Here is a 17,296-nt window from a genome sequence, read left to right as displayed (position 1 = left end):
TCGAGAGCCAGATATCATTTAGCGGTAGCAAACACCTCATCCAAGCATAAAATAAAGTGATTTTATTCACTAATATAATCAAAAAAATATGACTCATCGCTGAACCAACTTAATTGTACAGTTATTATTTTATATTGTAAACGCCATCAAAATCATTTTAAGATATTTCATTTATCAAAAACAATTCCATATATGCTGTTATAAAGGCATTTTCGGCTTAATTAATGACTAAAACAAGCTATACCAATGACTACTTTGGCAACTTTTTCAAATAATCAAATATTGTTAATTTTCAGATACCAATTTTGTTACCTATTTCACTTTATAATTTAATTTTTAATTTTATTTTTTATCAAATTAGGCCGTGTTTGCTGCCCTGACCACTATTTAATTTAAGCATCAGTCAACTTCAACTAATAATTTATTACAATTTAATTAGTATTTTTCGCACCTAATAAAATGTTACTCTGTTACATTTTTCTCTAAATTCATGACATCAAAAAAACATCAAACCATAATTGGCCTGATGTTATTTTCATAAATCGTTTAATTATCGTTAAATCTTCCCATGATCCCAATGGTTGGTTGAATGTTGATGAAGGCCTTAGGATCAATCTTTTGAACCGTCTGCTTGACGAAGAAGAGCTGGAACTTAGTCACGACCATGGTAATCGAACCAATTTGTTCGCCCGAGTATGCACCGGTCAAATTGTAATCCATCGTTATACCACGGTTGAGAGTTTTCAGTAATTCTTTGGAAATCTTGTCGATCTCATGCGAGTATACGACTACAGTGATCTTCTGTTGCTGGATGTACATTCTATCGATCACCATATTAGTAATGAAAATCGACACGATACTGTACAAAGCTAGTTCCCAACCGAAGACAACACCAGCAATCAAAATAATTATGGCATTGACACTGAAAGCCACTTGCCCGACCGTACCACCCTTACTCTTTTGAATAATCAGGGCAATAATATCGGTACCGCCCGTCGAGAAACCGTAGCGGAAACAAATTCCGGAACCGATCCCGACCATGACACCACCAAAGATCGAAGCGAGCATCGGGTCATCAGTCAATGGATGTAGCGGAATGAACAGGATGAAGATGGAAGCTGACGCGATAGAAATTAATGACAAGATAGTAAATTTCTTACCTAATTTGATCCACGAAAGGATTACTAGTGGCACGTTCAGCAAGAAGTACCACAGATAAACTTGTGTATTAACATGGATGAATTTGATCAATAAGTTAACGAACAGCTGGGAAGCACCCATGACTCCCACTGTGTATATTTTTGACGGCTGTAATAACAATTGGATACCAATCGCTGAGGTGATCCCGTAGAACAGGGCTGCAAAAATCTTTTTTGAATATTCTTTAAAAATGGCCATCGCTGCCACCCCCAAAACTAAGTATGTAAAAATTTATATTAAAATATAACTAAAGTCCCTCAATCAATGTAATACATCATTGCATTAGTTTTCAATGATAAAATAGTAATTATACCAATATATTATTTGAGGAGATAGTCAAAATGGAAAAAATTGGTTTCATTGGTACTGGCGTGATGGGTAGTGGAATCATTAACAATTTGTTAAAAGCTAACTATGACGTTTCAGTTTACACACGAACAGAATCAAAAGCGGAACCCTTATTAAAACAAGGTGCCCACTGGTTCAAGGATCCTCAAGAATTGACTAAAAATGTCGATATTGTCTTCACTATGGTCGGATTTCCACAAGATGTCAAAGATGTTTACTTTGCTGAAAAGACCGGTATCTTCAGTGGTTTGACGAGCGGACAAACAATCGTCGATATGACGACTAGTACCCCGACCTTAGCCCAAGAGATCGGCAAAAAGGCTGAAAAGATGGGCGTTAAATGTCTTGATGCTCCTGTCTCTGGTGGTGACGTTGGTGCCAGAAATGGTCAATTGACTATCATGGTCGGAGGATCAAAAGAAGCCTATCAAGAGTTAACTGATATTTTCAATATTATTGGAAAAACTCAACACTACTTCGGTACTTATGGAGCTGGTCAACACACCAAGATGGCCAATCAAATCATGATTGCCGGTACGATGACTGGGCTTTCCGAAATGCTGGTCTATGCAAAGGCCGCTGGACTAAACTTAGAGGACGTCTTGCAGACGCTTGAGGGCGGCGGTGCCGACAACTGGAGCATGGAAAATTACGTCCCTCGTATCTTGAATAATGATTTTGCTCCTGGCTTTTTCTCTAAACACTTTTTAAAGGACTTAAGAATCGCACTAGACGAAAGCAAAAAAATGGGCTTAGATTTACCTGCAACCAAACAAGCCAAAGCACTTTATGAAAAATTAGTCGACGACAAAGGTTTCGGCGATGAGGGTACTCAAGCTTTAGTCAAACTTTGGTGGTAACCTCTCCCACTACAAAAAAATTACCCGCCGATCCACGAACGTGAATTGACGGATTTTTTTTATGGTTGAACGGATAACTCTTTCTCAAAACGATTATTGGCATTTCTTTGGCCTAACGACATCATCACTAACAAGATGATATAACCGAAGAATGGCACGAGGATGAGTAGCATCCACCAAGCTTTCAGATTGATATCATGTAGGCGTCGAATGGCGGCGTTGTATATGGCAATCAAATAATAACCGAATGAGATGGCGATGGCTACGCCAATGACGGCGCTCCAATAATAAGTCATCAGCGGCATGCTCTTCATCAAAAAGACTAATATACCAATCAGAATGGCAAAAAAGATGGTCGTTCCGAGATATCCCCACCAAAAATCACGGCGACTGACCCGCTTGGCACCAACAAATAAGTCTTGAAAAAATAATTTAGTTGAATTGATCAATCCAGGTTTTTGACTTTGATTCCAAATTTTTTTATCCATATTTACCTCTTATAGTTGGATCCCTAAGGCGAATCCTAATATTCCAAAAATGTACGACAGACAAAAATAGATGAAGCAACGTACATAACGGTGCTGAAACCAGAGCTGGCTCAACTCGAAGTTGAAAGTGCCGAAAGTCGTAAAGCCACCGCACATGCCAGTCCCTAAAAAGAGCAAAATCGCCTTATTACCAATTTTAGCAGTTACTACACCTAAAAGAAAAGCACCGACTGCATTGATCAAAAACGTCATCCAAGGGAAATCCAATTTCACCTTTCGTGAAGCAACGGTCAATTCATTTCGCAAATATGCGCCCAACGTGGCCCCCAAAGCGACTAATACTACATTCATTTTGAAAATCCCCTTTAAAATAATGACCATTCCTGACCAAAAACAATAATTCTGTTATTAAAATAATTAACATGATAATATAGAAATCATAATCGTTGATGGGAGATATGGCAATGAAACAATGCATTTACAATATCGGCGTCGAAGCCACCCTTGATGTTATCGGTGGAAAATGGAAACCCGTCATATTGTGTCATTTGAAAAGTAAAACTATGCGTATGGGCGAACTTAGGCGCGCTATCCCTAATATCACTCAAAAGGTTTTAACGCAGCAATTGCGCGATCTGGAAGACAATGGTGTGGTCGAACGTCACGCTTATCAGCAAGTCCCACCCAAGGTCGAATATTCTCTCAGTGAGCACGGAGAAAGTCTCCGCGGATTGTTGGATGAACTTTGTCACTGGGGTGAAGAGGACATCAAAAGACGCCGTTGCAACGGCGAATCAGTCCTTTTATTAGACGACGATTCAGAACTATCTTCAAAACAAGCTAATTAATCCTGATACTGACTAGTCGTCAGTATCTTTTTTTTGTTCAATATTTGCTTGGTTACGTTCATGGCGATAATAAAAAGTAGCTCGGATAGCTGCCAGATAATTTCCCAACAATGAAAACAAAAAACCACCAATCATAGTTGCAATCAAATATAACGTTAAAAATTTCATATTCCCACTGGCAAATAAATAATAGGTATCTGCCGTCATCGTGGAAAATGTTGTGTATGAGCCGATAAGTCCGGTCGTCAAAGCTAAAACAGTCGTGGCACTGAGATGGTAACGGTCATACAAATAGTGGATCAAAAGTGGCAAAAAGAAAGCTCCGGTCAAATTGACAAACAAAGTTCCCCAAGGAAAACCTGAACCGGAAACTAAAAATAAACTGATCAAATAGCGCATACTCCCACCAATCGATGCACCAATAAAAATTATAAAAAATGTCCGAATTTTACTCACTGATAGATCCCCCTGTTTCAAATACTATCTAAGGATACCAAATAACTTTCTAAATCCCAAAGAAACAGGCATTTTTATAGTAAAAAAATCCGTCAGCAATTTAGCCAACGGATCGATGAAATACTATTTTGTTTTAAATAAAGATACTTAAGATCATGACACAAATCAGACCGACTACGGCAATAACTGTTTCTAACATTGTCCAAGTCAATAATGTTTCTTTAACTGTCAAATCAAAGTATTCTCTGAACATCCAGAAACCAGCATCATTAACGTGAGATGCGGCTAATGAACCAGCACCAACAGCTAGAACCATCAAGGCTGGATTAACACCTGCTGATTGCATTAATGGTAAGACTAATCCAGCGGCAGTAAGTGAGGCAACTGTGGCTGAACCCAAAGCAATACGGAGAACAACTGCAATCAACCATCCTAGGATCAACGGTGATAAGTTTGATCCGGAGAATAATTTCATAACGGCGTCACCAACGCCACCATCGATCAAGACTTGTTTGAAGGCACCGCCACCACCGATAACTAGTAGTAGCATAGCAATCGATTTAACTGCTTCTTCAACAGTATTCATGATCTGTGGAGTCTTGAAACGACGTGCCCAACCCATTGTGTACATAGCAATCAATAATGAGATCGTCATTGAAATGGCTGGTGTACCAATAAAGGCAATAATCGAATCTAAGGTTGATGGATGTTTTGGTAAACTTCCACAATTAAAGAGCAATTGATAAATAGTCGTGATAGCCATCAAGATAACTGGGAATAATGAAGTTAAAACTGAGATACCAAAACTAGGTGTTTCATCAAGTGTAAATTCTTTTTGAGGTCCTAAGGCTTTTAAATTTCCTGTTCGATTGAAAGCATCAGGAACTAATTTCTTAGCAACTTTTGTATAAAGTGGACCAGCTACAATGACGGATGGGATAGCTACAATTATTCCGTAAAGTAGCACATGACCAGCACTAGCACCTAAAACGGCACTAATTGCTGTTGGAGCTGGATGGGGTGGCAAGAATCCATGGGTAACAGATAAAGCTGCAGCCATTGGGATCGCTAGATACAGAATCGAGACACCGGCTTCCATTGCAATCGCAAAGACGATTGGAATCAAGAGCACCATACCAACTTCGAAGAACAAAGCGATTCCGATGATGAATGATGCTAAAACAATTGCCAACTGCAATCGTTTTTTTCCAAATTTTTGAATCAATGTGTGGGCAATTCGGTAAGCACCACCGGCATCGGCTACTAAACGTCCAAGCATAGCACCGAAACCAAAGACGATCGATAGTTCTCCTAATTGGCTACCGATACCATCTTGAATACTGGTGGCAATTTGGGTCATTGGCAATCCTAGACCAACACCAACAGCAATCGAGGTAACGACTAATGAAACAAAGGTATTTAATTTTACTTTAATGATCAAGAAAAGCAATAGGGCAATTCCTAGAATCAAGACGACAAATGGCATGTGTGTATTCCTCCCTAGTGTGGTAACCGCTTTCACGGTCGGCAATATTAAAACTCGTCCGAGGACGAGTTATTTATTTTTCAGGACGTTCCTTCATGAACTTCTTTTGGAACTCAGCAATACTCTTGTATTCTGGTGCCAAAGTTTTTGAAAGACGGATCCAAATTGGTAGTAATTCACGATAAACCGCAAAATTATTAGCATCAGGATGATGAACGTTAGTAACACCGACCATGTTTTTAACTTCAGAAAGATCGTCGATATAACCTTGGGCGTACATCCCTAATACAGCTGCACCTAAACAAGAACTTTCGAAACTTTCAGGGATCGTAACGTCTTGTTCAAAAATATCAGCTAACATTTGTCTCCAAAGCACTGAACGTGCAAATCCACCAGTTGCTTGGATACTCTTAGGTTTCCCGGCAACTCCTTCGATCATCAACATAACCATATATAAGTTATAGACGATACCTTCAAGTGCTGCTCGAACCATATGAGCACGTGTATGTTGACGAGTTAAACCAAAGAATGAACCACGGGCATAAGCATTCCAAATTGGAGCTCTTTCACCACCAAGATATGGATGGAACAATAATCCATCTGATCCGGCTGGAATCTTCTCAGCTATCTGCGTCAAGATATCATATGAAGAAACTTGCATTTGCTCAGCAGTTATCTTCTCTGGAGCAAATAATTGGTCACGGACCCAGCGGAAGACGATTCCACCGTTATTGACTGGTCCCCCTACGACCCATTTGTTCTTAGTTAAGGCATAACAGAACAAACGACCATTTGGATCAACTACTGGTTTGTCAACGACAACTCTGACAGCACCAGAAGTACCGATTGTTACCGCAACGACACCTGGGTCGATGGCATTGACACCTAAGTTAGAAAGGACACCATCACTAGCGCCAAAAATGAATGGTACATCTTCACTGATATTTAAGAGCTTTCCATAATTAGGGTCGATCCCTTTGATACTGTCAGTTGGTTCGACCAATTCAGGCAAACGACTTTCATCAATGCCTAAAAGATCTAATGCTTGAGGTTCCCATTTAAGTTTGAAAATATTGAACAATCCAGTTGCTGATGCAATTGAATATTCCATTTGGTAAACACCGAATAAACGGTAGAACACGTATGTTTTCAAATCGATAAATTTCTTAGCTTTATTAAATAAATCAGGTTTTTCATTTTTCAGCCAAAGCATCTTTGATAATGGTGCCATTGGATGAATTGGTGTTCCGGTCTTAGCATAAATTTCTTGACCGAGACCATTTTCTTTTAATTGTTCACTGTATTTCGCAGCTCGATTATCAGCCCAAGTAATAGCACGAGTTAATGGTTGATCATTTTCGTCCATCAAGATCAAACTGTGCATTGCTGACGAGAAAGAAACACCTTTTAACTCACCTGGCTGAACTTTTCCCTTACGAATGACTTGTCCTAAAACCTCGACTACAGCATCAAAGATATCTGCTGGATCTTCTTCAGCCATATCCGGTGTATCTTGATACAATTGGTAACCCTTATTGGCATAAGCCATAACTTTACCCTTCATATTATACAAAACTGCTTTTGTACTAGTTGTACCGATGTCGGCACCGATCATGTAATCCATCAGAAATTCCTCCTACTTCTTATCGACGTCGTGACCACCAAATTCGTTTCTTAAGGCTGCAACGACTTTTCCAGTAAAGGTATCATCTTCCATCGAACGATATCTCATCATCAATGACAAGGCAATAACCGGAGTTGGAACTTGTTCTTTTAAGGCTTCATCTAGTGTCCACTTACCTTCACCAGATGAATGCATAACACCTTTGATCTCGTCTAAGTTGGCATCCTTTGAGAATGCCGATTCAGCTAATTCCATCAACCAACCACGGATAACTGAACCATTTGACCAAACTTTAGCGACTGCTTCATTATCATAATCAAATTTACTATGTTCCAAAACATCGAATCCTTCAGCAATTGCTTGCATCATTCCGTATTCGATACCGTTGTGGACCATCTTCAAGTAATGACCACTTCCGGCCTTACCTGTATATAAGTAACCATCTTTTTGAGAGATGCCTTTAAAAATTGGTTCGATATATTCAAAGACTTGCTTATCATCGCCACCAATCATGAAGTTACCATCACGATTAGCACCACTCATACCGCCTGATGTTCCACAATCAAAGAAGTTGATCTCAGCAGCTTTTAAAATTTCATTGTGACGAAGTGAATCTTCATAGAATGAATTTCCACCATCAATAACGATGTCACCTTTATTAAGCAATTTACTCAATTGGTCGATGGTACTATTTGTAGGCTTCCCAGCTGGTAACATCACCCAAACGATCTTAGTTTCATCCAACTTAGAAATAGTATCTTCTAAGCTAGTACCAACTTCGGCACCTAATTTCTCAGCCGCCTTTTTCGAATCTTCATTCAAATCAAAGGCAACGACTTGATGTTCATTTCTGATCAAGTTTTCTGTCAGGTTGATTCCCATTTTTCCTAAACCAATCATGGCTAATTTCATAATTCCATCTCCTATGTAATTGTTTTCAACAAAATCCATTATACGAAAATATTTTTCAACAATCAACTCATATCTTGAAAAGAGTTTTCTAATATTAAAATATGTGGTACTTTATAAACATAGAGGTTAAGAATATGGCGAAAAATATAAATTATGTTATACAAAGTTACTATCACAATTTGCGGGGAACATATAAAGAAATTGCCGATTATATCATGGCCCATAAATCTTTTGATTCAGGGCTAACGATCAACACTTTAGCCGCCGATGCTAAAGTCTCGATTTCTTCCATTTCTCGCTTTGCAAAAATGCTCGGTTATGACAGTTTCCAAGATTTCAAATTAAGTCTGATCACTTCCAATGAAGAAGAAGAATCAGATGCACTTTTTCAAGATATCAAGCCAAGCGACGATTACATGACGATGACTCAAAAAATTTTCAATGGAAATAAGTCGACCCTAACGGCAACTCAACGAATTTTAACTGAGAATCAACTTAAGGCCGCAATCGACATTATTAATCAGAGTCAAACAATCGCCTTTTTCGGCTTAGGAGCTTCCAGCATCGTTGCCCAGGACGGTTTCCATAAATTCCTGCGTTCCGACAAAAAGCCCTACTATATCGCTGATTATCACATGCAGTTAATGGCCGCTACAAAGTTGACTGCTCACGACTGTGCTGTAGTCATCTCCCACAGTGGCGAAAATAAAGATACACTGCAAATAATTTCCGAGTTGAAGAAAAATGACGTCCGCATCATTGGGATAACTAGTTATGGAAACTCGACTTTAACCAATTTAGTCGACGTCTGTCTTTTGTCGATATCTGACGAAACAAAATATCAAAACGAAGCCTTGCACGCAATCATTGCTCAAATCAGTTTGGTCGATACATTGTTTTTGATCACTGCCGTGCATGATGAGAAACAGACCAGTAATGTCTTCAAAGAGATCCGCCACACTATCAATCGAACTCGGACCACCTCAGATTCTTGATAAATAAATTTAGACAAAACAAAGCCGACATTCAAAATGAATGTCGGCTTTGTTGTTTTTATTTTTGTTGTGGTTAGTGCACGTACTTTTGATAATTGAGTTATTACGTATATTCTTGCTTAACCTGAAATCATCTCTTTACACTTAATTTGCTAAAAATACACGTATCATATCTTTATAGCGGAAACGTGCTATAACAGGCAGTTTNCCTGTTAATGCTCGCAAACTAATCGCCTGTTCAAGCGCTCTTTTTTACTTCAAAAAGCGATTCCACCAATGACCTTTTTTGTCGTCATTGACTTGCATATTTACTAAGGTTTTTAGTTTGCTGTTCTTGCCTTCTTCTGAATCTGGCTTTTCGGCAGTCTCAGTATCTGCATCGTCTTTAGCGTCCGCTTTGTCTTTCTTATTTTTTGCTTCACGGACTTTTTGTAAATATTCTTGATACTTCTCATCTTTATTGTCTTTATCATCAGTTGATTCATCTTCAGCGGAAGTGGATTCTTGTAATTTCAAGATTTTCTTGCTGAGATTTTGGATAACATGATCTTGTTGTTCAATATTTGCTCGTAACTCTTTGATAGTATTCTCCAAGTTTGCTACTTGAGCGTTATGAGTACCGTTACTCTTATCTCCAGCTTGAGCTTGATCAGCTTCAGAAACAGGGTAGATTTGTTTGGCGGCTGACTCTAAAGTCATCTTAGGACCGTGGCCCAATTCTACCATCTTATTGAAATCATCAATATTTTTTTGTGTATAAAGACGGTTATTTTGTTTGTTACGTTCAAAATAACCACTATTATTGGTCGAGTGTTCGACGATCAATGAATATTTGCGCAGTGTAGCGACACTGATCCCTAAAATTTCGGCTGCTTGTGCCGGAGTTAAAAATTTCGTAGTTTTTGCGTTTGTCAAAAGCTGTTCCCCCAAGCTTGTATATCAGTACAATTATAGAAATTAACTTCGATTATATCAACTAAAATTATCATATCATGAATTTTTTTATAACATCAAAGTACCGATATTCAATTCTACACATTTATTCGTTATAATATAAGGGTGAAAGTAAATTCAGGAGGATTTGATTATGAAGAGGAGTCATTGGTTAATAGCCCCAATATTAACAGTGATGCTTGCCGCTCCGATCGCCACACCGTTTACGTCGAATAACGCCGATGCACTGATCAAAACGCAAATGGTCAAAGCCGCAACGGACACAAGTAGCGCAACAACTTATACGTCAGCTGAAAAAGCTGCCATCGAAGATTTCCAAGCCCAATATGCATCCTTGAGCGATTCTGATAATGACCTCTCAGTTTTATACCAAACTGAGCCCAATTTTTCAGCTACTTTCGCCCCAGGTGTTTTGAGCCCAACTGTGATCAACAAAACGGTCGCCTGGATCAACTATTATCGATCACTTTCCGGACTTCCGGCTATTTCAGCTAGTACTGACTCGAACGATTTAGCGCAAATCTCGTCAGCTGTGATGGCGTATGCTGAATCTGACCCTTACAAAAATCAGCATAATTTACAAAATACAACTAAACCAATCAATTTGCCCACTCTCTATTGGAATCGGGCCATTTTAGGAACCGGTGAGAGCATCCTTTATTTTGGTTTCCCTAAAACAGTCGGCGAACCGATCCGCGAGTTGATGCTGGACAATACTAATATTTCTGGAATGGATGCCGGCCACCGTGCTTGGTTCCTATCGCCGTTCCTTTCAACTGTTGGTGTCGGTATCGCTAAATCCCAGGCTGGCCGTTATTACGAAAGTGTCTTGGTCAATAACTCGCCCGACCGCAATCGCACACCATCATCTGAGATCGTTTCCTACCCTAATAATGGAGTTTTCCCAGTTGAAGAATTGACCGCAGCGAACGGTTCAACTCAGATCCCTTGATCGATCAGTTCTGCTTCAAGCGCCAACTTAGTCACTGACGACACCAAAATCACTGTGACAAACTTGACTGATGGAACTACGGGCACGACTTCGCCAATTTATTCTGGTAGCGCTGCTTATTCCAAATCATTTATGAGCTTCTTGCCGCCAAATGCGGTGACAATCAATGATCACTCACAGTACAAAGTTACTATTAGTGGTTTGAATTCTGACAGTCAGCCAAATTATAGTTACCAATTCAAAACCTTTTCTGAGGCTCGAAATGGTGTATCTGGGTCAATTAGTGATACAGTTAATACCCAAGAAAAAATCACAACTAATGTTAATTAATTGCTAAAGCCGACTTCAGTCGGCTTTTCTTTAGTGTATAATTCTTTTTAACTAGAAAAGAGGTTCCTGAATTGTCGAACGCCGAATTAACACGTAATTTTATTATTATATTAATTACCTTCATATTTGCTTTCTTCTGCGTTGCTGCCGAGTTTGCTTTAGTTCAAACGCGTGCCAGTCAACTGGAAGATGCCATTGATAAAGGTAACGGTAGTCTTAAAAAACTAAAACGTGCACTCAACATGGTCAATAACCTAAACGAATACTTATCTACTACTCAAGTTGGTACTAGTATCGCTGGTATTATTTTAGGTTGGATTGGTGAAGGAACAATCGAACATTTGTTGGTTGAACTCTTCGGGATCGGTCACGCCATTAATTCTGGTGGCCTTCAAATCCTAGGGTCAATTGTTGGTGTTCTATTACTAACCTACTTTGAAGTTGTTTTAACAGAAATCGTTCCTAAGAACATTTCTATCGACAAACCACTTCAAATGCTGATGTTGGTCGTTACTCCATTAAAAGTTTTCCATTTAGCAGTTTATCCATTCGTTTGGTTATTAAATACTTCATCAAATGGAATCGTTCGTTTGATGGGTATGAAACCTGCTGATTCTGAGAACGAGGTTTTCTCACAGTCAGAAATCCTGCGTCTATCAAAATCATCAATCAAGGGTGGCGATATGGACCAAAACGATGTTGTCTTCATGGAACGTGCCTTCGAATTAAATGATAAAGTTGCCAAAGATATCATGGTCGATCGGACGAGTTTATATGTTGTCGATATTACTGACACAGTCAGTGATGTAATTAAAGATTACTTACAACAAGGTTTCTCCAGATTCCCAGTTGTTGCCGACAATGATAAAGATAAAGTTCTCGGTTATGTTTACGCCTATGATATCGTCCGTCAAAAGCAAGTCGATGGATCAGTCGGTATTAGCCGGATCTTGAGATCTGTTAACACAGTCCCCGAAACTATGCCGATCCAAGATATCCTATCGAAAATGATTGCCAAACAAACTCCAATCGTCATCGTTGTCGATGAATACGGTGGAACTAGTGGTATCGTCACTGATAAAGATATTTACGAAGAGTTGTTCGGTACTGTTAAAGATGAGATCGATGTTGTTTCTGATGAATACATCATCAAAAATGACGACAACTCCTACAATGTTTCTGGTAAGACTACTTTGTATGACTTTGAAAGATACTTCAAAACTGATATCAAGGCTTTCCAAGAATCTGATATCATCACTGTTGGTGGTTATATCCTTGAGAAGTTACCAAACATTCAAAAAGATTCCGAGTTCGATTTAGACAATTTCCACTTCAAAGTGGCAGAGTTCGAACACGGTTTTGCTAATTGGTTTAAAGTGACTATCAATTCAAATGCGGTTACTAAACAAGATAACTTAGCATCATTGACTAGCGTTGATGATTTAAAAGAAAACGATGATGAAAAATCATCTGATTAAAATAACAAAAATAGGCCTCGGTAATTTTAAAATTACCGGGGCCTATTTTTTTACTAAATTAAGCTTTTACTTGATTATAATCGATGATATTAACACTGTTGTCGATGATCTCGAAATCATTCTTGAAGACCAACAATTGTGTCTTAGGATTTACGTGTAATTGAAGTCCTGGTTTAAGGAATTCTTCAGCACTCTTCTTAAAGTAGATTGAACCAAGGTCACTATCTAATTTGATGGCATAGTCAGACAAATCCTCGTCTTTGTCTACAGCAATAATCCGGAATTTTGTGATCAAAGCGCAATCACCTTGGCCAGAAAAACGTCCTTGTCCGTCATCAAGATCTAAAATAATGTTTTTACCTTCGTATGGTGCCAATTTTGCTTTAGCTTCTGGAGTTATATCAATTTTCATATTAAATCTCCTCGTCAATTGTATTTGTATTTCCCGGTACTTCCCCAATCTATGATACTTAAAATAAATACCATGAAGACTATGGAAATATAGCTTGTGAAAATACCGCTAAGGATATTATACAAAACATCCCGAACATTGTATTCTACATTGCTTGTGATAAAGGTAGCAATTGGATAATAAACAATCACCAAGACTACCGCTAGTAAGATGGCCGTACAAATACCGACTGTCCCGATATGATGTAAAAATAGCATATTAGAGTCGACTTTAGCACGTAAACGAATCGCTAGTAAAACAAAAATAATTGCCGCGACTGCCATCGTAACTTTCACAATCTGTTTCACTTGCTTAATATGTTGTAAACTTTGGTCAATGGGACCGATATCATTGTTGACGATCTGGTCCATGATGCCTTTATTGCTTTCGACCGTCTGATCAATTTCAGTATCAATATTCAAGCCGTCAGCTTTTGCCTCTTTTTTAAGATTATCGCCAATTGTTGACAAAACGACCGAGCCAATCGTTAGATTAGGATTGCCATCATACAGTTCATTCACTGAAGTATCAATGATACTTTTAACTTGTTGATCACTCAGTTGAGTGGCCGTCAAATTATTCAAAGGTGTGTAACTATCAACGATACTGCCTAGTTTTTGATTAGTATAGTTTTTGATCAAGGTAACATTACTCGGACTGGTGACCACCTTTTTGACATAGTTGCCGTTCAGAACTGTCGACAGAGTGATCCCCATAAAGACAATGATCATTAAACACAACGATAATAAAATTAAGGTAAAACCATGACGATTGTATATTGATTTACTCATTGCTTATTTCTCCAAAGCTAGTTTAGCGATTTCTAAAGGTTTGTTGACGATCCAATCTGACTTAGCATTGCTTAATTCGTCTTTATCCCCAAAACCGTAAGTTACTCCAATTGCCTTTAGATTATTTTGATGAGCCCCTTCAACATCACTGCTACGGTCCCCTACCATAACAAGATTATCAGAATTCAAATTGACCGAAGTTTTCTCCATCCCATAGGAAATAACATCAGCTTTCAACGAACGAGTCACTTCATCGTCACTCGCACCAAATACGTGGCGAATGTATGGTTTCATGCCAAAATGCTGGATAATGTTTTTCGCATGGACTTCAGGTTTAGACGTCGCCACGAAAATCTCCTTACCTTGATGCTTAAGTTGGTCGAGCATTTCATAGACGCCATCAATGACAGTCAGCTCTTTCCAACCCTCCACATCATAGTATTCACGGAATTTTTTCATCCGTACTTTAGCTTGTGGATCGTTTACGTCAATATTATCAAACTTTTTGAAAGAATAGCTAAAAGTTGGGCCAATAAATTTTCTCAAAGTTGCATCGTCGTGTGGAACATAGCCCAAAGTGTTGTTATACATGTACTTCAAGCCTTTGATGATCCCTTTTTCGGAATTAACTAATGTCCCGTCTAAATCAAAAAATAAATTATTCAAAAAATAGTCATCCTTTTATGTTAAATTTTAATTAAAGTAGTATTTAGAGTATAAGGCATTTTACTTAAAAATGCCTAATCAAATTACTGTAGGTAAATATATGATAAAAGTCAAACAACCAGATCAATATATAGATATCAAAATTGGCCTGACTGATTCTGAGGTCAAGCACCAAAATGATCAGGGTTTGACTAATGTTCAAATAAAAAAACTATCCCGCTCGATCCCGCAGATCCTAGCAGATAATATTTTGACGCTCTTTAATTTTCTGAACTTAGTCATTGCCATTTTGATCATTTGGACTGGCTCGTACCGAAATTTATTCTTCCTAGGACCAGTACTCGCCAACATAATCATCGGAAGTTTCCAACAAATTCGTGCAAAATTGACTGTGGACAAAATCAATTTAGTCAACGAAGAGAATTTTGCTGTCATTCGTGACGGTGAAACTCAACAAGTCCCCATCGAGGACTTAGTCGAAGATGATATCGTCATCTTAAAGCGTGGCAATACCATACCTGCCGACGGAATCGTCCGTTCAAGCAATGGCCTGCAAACCAACGAATCCAGTATCACCGGTGAGTCTGACACCATTGCCAAAGGAGAAAATGATTCTGTCTATTCTGGCAGCTTTGCGATTGCTGGTCAAGCCAAGGTCCAGCTGACTCAAGTCGGTATGAACAGCTTCGTTTCTAAATTGTCGAATGCGGTCAGCCGTGAAAAAGGATCCGAAAGTATCTTGATGAAGATCATCAATAACATTATCAAGATTTTAACATACACAATCGTTCCTATAGGTTTACTTTTATTTTTCCGTTCATTCTTAAAGAATGGCAATGTCGCTCAATCTATTCTGGGAACGTCCGCTTCAGTCATTGGAATGATTCCAGAAGGCCTAGTCTTACTGACTGCTGTTGCCTTGGCAACAGGCGCTTATAACCTATCAAAAAAGAAAATTTTGGTTCGTTCTTTGAACGCTATTGAAACTTTAGCGCGTGTCGATACGCTCTGTTTGGATAAAACCGGAACTATCACTACTGGTAAATTGACCGTAAAAAAAATCCTACCTGAATCTTCTACATCAGAAGACCTGATCAAAAAAGTCGCTGCTACAATCGTTAAAGTAACTGAAGAAACAAATGCTACTGCTTTAGCAATCGACCATTTGAACTCTCAAACTGTCGAGGACAAAGTTCACGAGATTATCCCATTCTCTTCCGAAACTAAATTTTCTGGTTTCATCTCCGAATCTGGTACCAAATATATTATGGGTGCACCTGAATTTATCATCGACAAACCTTCAATCGACACTAAAGAAACAGTCCAAAAGGCTGCTGAAAAAGGTTTTCGTGTCTTAGCAGTAGTTCAAGAATCTGACCACAAGCAACAACTATTAGGTCTGATTTTGATTGCCGATGAAGTCCGGGAAAATGCTCCCTCAACTTTTGATTATTTGAAAAACCAAGGTATCGACTTGAAAATCATTTCCGGTGATAATCCGGTGACCGTAGCTAATGTAGCTGCACAAGCTGGAATAGATAAAACTGATAACTACATCGACATGAGCAGCGTTGATCCTGAAGCTGACTACCATAAATTAGTTCAAGATTATAGTGTTTTTGGCCGAGTCAAACCAAATGAGAAATCTGATTTGATCAAGGCTATGCAAGACAACGGCTTGACGGTTGGTATGACTGGTGATGGTGTCAACGATGTGTTGGCCATGCGCCAGTCCAATTGTAGTGTGGCGATTGCTGGTGAAAGTGACGCGGCTGAAGCTAGTGCGGACTTTGTTTTGCTCAACCGCAATTTTGATTCGATGATCTTCATGCTCAATGAAGGTCGTCGAGTGATCAATAATGTTGAAAGAGTGGCTTCGCTATACTTGATCAAGACAATTTACTCAGTCGTTTTGTCGATTGTCTATATTTTTCTTGGCACTGGGTATCCGTTCCAGCCTTCACAACTAACACCAGTCAATGCTTTAACAGTTGGTATCCCCACCTTCATCTTGGCCCTAGAGCCGAACTACCGGCCACCAGCAGGTAGATTCATGAGAAACGTCATGGAAATTGCTTTACCAGCGGCAATTTGTAATATAATTTTGATTTTGACCATCCACGGAGTTGGCGGTTGGGTAAACTTAAGCTTCAAGAGTACCTCGACTATGTCAGTCTTTGGTATCGGGATCATCGGTTACTGTGCGCTGATATCGATCAGTAATCCACTGATAATCCGTAAGAAGCTGATGATTGCCGCGTCAATAGCTTTGTTCGTGATTGCTTTTACTTATTCGGACAAACTTTTCGGCTTGCAGAGTATTTTTGACCTCCGTTTTACCTTTATCTACATTTCAATCGCCTTGATTGCCTGGCCACTGTTTATGTTCATGCGGGAAATGCTAGGTCGTCGGGTTTTCTCAAAAATAAATTGGAAATAAATGGCTCTAAGTCAAAT

At 38.9% G+C, this 17,296-nt stretch carries 18 protein-coding genes; 7 read left to right on the top strand and 11 right to left on the bottom strand.

Annotation, left to right across the window (positions count from 1 at the left end):
• Window positions 1-546: 546 nt before the first annotated feature.
• Complete coding sequence (locus FC27_RS10055) at window positions 547-1,398, bottom strand: YitT family protein (protein WP_010624438.1); 852 nt, start codon at window positions 1,396-1,398, stop codon at window positions 547-549.
• A 143-nt stretch (window positions 1,399-1,541) separates the two neighbouring features.
• Here FC27_RS10055 and FC27_RS10050 point away from each other — a divergent pair, with 143 nt between their 5' ends.
• Window positions 1,542-2,408 carry an NAD(P)-dependent oxidoreductase gene (locus tag FC27_RS10050; RefSeq protein ID WP_010624439.1) on the top strand — a complete coding sequence of 289 codons (867 nt, stop codon included), beginning with the start codon at window positions 1,542-1,544 and terminating at the stop codon, window positions 2,406-2,408.
• Between the two features lie 59 nt (window positions 2,409-2,467).
• Here FC27_RS10050 and FC27_RS10045 read toward each other — a convergent pair whose 3' ends face one another.
• Both FC27_RS10045 and FC27_RS10040 read right to left on the bottom strand, forming a co-directional pair.
• Window positions 2,468-2,896 (bottom strand): DUF805 domain-containing protein, encoded by a 429-nt coding sequence (locus FC27_RS10045; RefSeq protein WP_010624440.1) that lies wholly within the window; start codon window positions 2,894-2,896, stop codon window positions 2,468-2,470.
• A 9-nt stretch (window positions 2,897-2,905) separates the two neighbouring features.
• Window positions 2,906-3,247 (bottom strand): fluoride efflux transporter FluC, encoded by a 342-nt coding sequence (locus tag FC27_RS10040; RefSeq protein ID WP_010624441.1) that lies wholly within the window; start codon window positions 3,245-3,247, stop codon window positions 2,906-2,908.
• A 113-nt stretch (window positions 3,248-3,360) separates the two neighbouring features.
• Between FC27_RS10040 and FC27_RS10035 the strand changes: the two genes are divergently transcribed.
• Window positions 3,361-3,744 carry a winged helix-turn-helix transcriptional regulator gene (locus FC27_RS10035; protein ID WP_010624442.1) on the top strand — a complete coding sequence of 128 codons (384 nt, stop codon included), beginning with the start codon at window positions 3,361-3,363 and terminating at the stop codon, window positions 3,742-3,744.
• A gap of 12 nt (window positions 3,745-3,756) precedes the next feature.
• On the opposite strand, the gene FC27_RS10030 is transcribed toward FC27_RS10035, so the two are convergent.
• From FC27_RS10030 to gnd, 4 genes are all read right to left on the bottom strand, one after another.
• Entirely contained in the window at window positions 3,757-4,200 is a 444-nt protein-coding gene (locus FC27_RS10030; protein WP_010624443.1) for a fluoride efflux transporter FluC, read from the bottom strand.
• Between the two features lie 133 nt (window positions 4,201-4,333).
• Window positions 4,334-5,686, bottom strand: a complete 1,353-nt coding sequence (locus FC27_RS10025) for a gluconate:H+ symporter (RefSeq protein WP_010624444.1) — start codon at window positions 5,684-5,686, stop codon at window positions 4,334-4,336.
• Window positions 5,687-5,759: 73 nt separating this feature from the next.
• Window positions 5,760-7,310: a gluconokinase gene (gene gntK, locus FC27_RS10020; RefSeq protein ID WP_010624445.1), complete on the bottom strand. Its 1,551-nt coding sequence runs from the start codon at window positions 7,308-7,310 to the stop codon at window positions 5,760-5,762.
• Window positions 7,311-7,322: 12 nt separating this feature from the next.
• Window positions 7,323-8,222, bottom strand: a complete 900-nt coding sequence (gene gnd, locus FC27_RS10015) for a phosphogluconate dehydrogenase (NAD(+)-dependent, decarboxylating) (protein ID WP_010624446.1) — start codon at window positions 8,220-8,222, stop codon at window positions 7,323-7,325.
• Window positions 8,223-8,356: 134 nt separating this feature from the next.
• Here gnd and FC27_RS10010 point away from each other — a divergent pair, with 134 nt between their 5' ends.
• Window positions 8,357-9,217 carry a MurR/RpiR family transcriptional regulator gene (locus tag FC27_RS10010; protein ID WP_010624447.1) on the top strand — a complete coding sequence of 287 codons (861 nt, stop codon included), beginning with the start codon at window positions 8,357-8,359 and terminating at the stop codon, window positions 9,215-9,217.
• A 252-nt stretch (window positions 9,218-9,469) separates the two neighbouring features.
• Here FC27_RS10010 and FC27_RS10005 read toward each other — a convergent pair whose 3' ends face one another.
• Window positions 9,470-10,132, bottom strand: coding sequence for a MerR family transcriptional regulator (locus FC27_RS10005; RefSeq protein ID WP_010624448.1), 663 nt, complete (start codon window positions 10,130-10,132; stop codon window positions 9,470-9,472).
• Between the two features lie 172 nt (window positions 10,133-10,304).
• On the opposite strand from FC27_RS10005, the gene FC27_RS10000 reads away from it, so the two are divergent.
• The 3 genes from FC27_RS10000 (at window position 10,305) to FC27_RS09990 (ending at window position 12,931) form a co-directional block, all read left to right on the top strand.
• Window positions 10,305-11,123: a CAP domain-containing protein gene (locus tag FC27_RS10000; RefSeq protein ID WP_010624449.1), complete on the top strand. Its 819-nt coding sequence runs from the start codon at window positions 10,305-10,307 to the stop codon at window positions 11,121-11,123.
• Between the two features lie 63 nt (window positions 11,124-11,186).
• Complete coding sequence (locus FC27_RS09995; protein ID WP_010624450.1) at window positions 11,187-11,453, top strand: hypothetical protein; 267 nt, start codon at window positions 11,187-11,189, stop codon at window positions 11,451-11,453.
• A gap of 71 nt (window positions 11,454-11,524) precedes the next feature.
• Window positions 11,525-12,931: a hemolysin family protein gene (locus FC27_RS09990; RefSeq protein WP_010624451.1), complete on the top strand. Its 1,407-nt coding sequence runs from the start codon at window positions 11,525-11,527 to the stop codon at window positions 12,929-12,931.
• 58 nt (window positions 12,932-12,989) lie between these two features.
• Here FC27_RS09990 and FC27_RS09985 read toward each other — a convergent pair whose 3' ends face one another.
• Genes FC27_RS09985 through FC27_RS09975 form a run of 3 tightly spaced genes read right to left on the bottom strand, consistent with a single transcriptional unit; the run spans window position 12,990 to window position 14,839 of the window.
• Window positions 12,990-13,343: an iron-sulfur cluster biosynthesis family protein gene (locus FC27_RS09985; RefSeq protein WP_010624452.1), complete on the bottom strand. Its 354-nt coding sequence runs from the start codon at window positions 13,341-13,343 to the stop codon at window positions 12,990-12,992.
• 14 nt (window positions 13,344-13,357) lie between these two features.
• The gene (locus FC27_RS09980) at window positions 13,358-14,173 is read right to left on the bottom strand and encodes a hypothetical protein (protein WP_010624453.1); all 816 of its coding nucleotides are present in this window, start codon (window positions 14,171-14,173) and stop codon (window positions 13,358-13,360) included.
• A gap of 3 nt (window positions 14,174-14,176) precedes the next feature.
• On the bottom strand, window positions 14,177-14,839 hold the full coding sequence (locus FC27_RS09975) for an HAD hydrolase-like protein (RefSeq protein ID WP_010624454.1): 663 nt from the start codon (window positions 14,837-14,839) through the stop codon (window positions 14,177-14,179).
• 100 nt (window positions 14,840-14,939) lie between these two features.
• On the opposite strand from FC27_RS09975, the gene FC27_RS09970 reads away from it, so the two are divergent.
• On the top strand, window positions 14,940-17,279 hold the full coding sequence (locus FC27_RS09970) for an HAD-IC family P-type ATPase (RefSeq protein WP_010624455.1): 2,340 nt from the start codon (window positions 14,940-14,942) through the stop codon (window positions 17,277-17,279).
• The last annotated feature ends 17 nt before the right edge of the window (window positions 17,280-17,296 follow it).

It is taken from the genome of Companilactobacillus versmoldensis DSM 14857 = KCTC 3814 (assembly GCF_001434295.1).
GTDB classification, from domain to species: domain Bacteria; phylum Bacillota; class Bacilli; order Lactobacillales; family Lactobacillaceae; genus Companilactobacillus; species Companilactobacillus versmoldensis.
The sequence above is the reverse complement of the archived record's forward strand: the minus strand, read 5'-3'. Positions and strand labels throughout refer to the sequence as shown.

Coding starts and splice junctions, on each gene's coding strand:
- FC27_RS10000 (WP_010624449.1), top strand. CDS start 10,305: ATGAAGAGGAGTCATTGGTTAATAGCCCCAATATTAACAGTGATGCTT.
- FC27_RS09980 (WP_010624453.1), bottom strand. CDS start 14,173: ATGAGTAAATCAATATACAATCGTCATGGTTTTACCTTAATTTTATTA.
- FC27_RS10055 (WP_010624438.1), bottom strand. CDS start 1,398: ATGGCCATTTTTAAAGAATATTCAAAAAAGATTTTTGCAGCCCTGTTC.
- FC27_RS10025 (WP_010624444.1), bottom strand. CDS start 5,686: ATGCCATTTGTCGTCTTGATTCTAGGAATTGCCCTATTGCTTTTCTTG.
- FC27_RS09985 (WP_010624452.1), bottom strand. CDS start 13,343: ATGAAAATTGATATAACTCCAGAAGCTAAAGCAAAATTGGCACCATAC.
- FC27_RS09970 (WP_010624455.1), top strand. CDS start 14,940: ATGATAAAAGTCAAACAACCAGATCAATATATAGATATCAAAATTGGC.
- FC27_RS10040 (WP_010624441.1), bottom strand. CDS start 3,247: ATGAATGTAGTATTAGTCGCTTTGGGGGCCACGTTGGGCGCATATTTG.
- gntK (WP_010624445.1), bottom strand. CDS start 7,310: ATGGATTACATGATCGGTGCCGACATCGGTACAACTAGTACAAAAGCA.
- gnd (WP_010624446.1), bottom strand. CDS start 8,222: ATGAAATTAGCCATGATTGGTTTAGGAAAAATGGGAATCAACCTGACA.
- FC27_RS10045 (WP_010624440.1), bottom strand. CDS start 2,896: ATGGATAAAAAAATTTGGAATCAAAGTCAAAAACCTGGATTGATCAAT.
- FC27_RS10035 (WP_010624442.1), top strand. CDS start 3,361: ATGAAACAATGCATTTACAATATCGGCGTCGAAGCCACCCTTGATGTT.
- FC27_RS10010 (WP_010624447.1), top strand. CDS start 8,357: ATGGCGAAAAATATAAATTATGTTATACAAAGTTACTATCACAATTTG.
- FC27_RS10050 (WP_010624439.1), top strand. CDS start 1,542: ATGGAAAAAATTGGTTTCATTGGTACTGGCGTGATGGGTAGTGGAATC.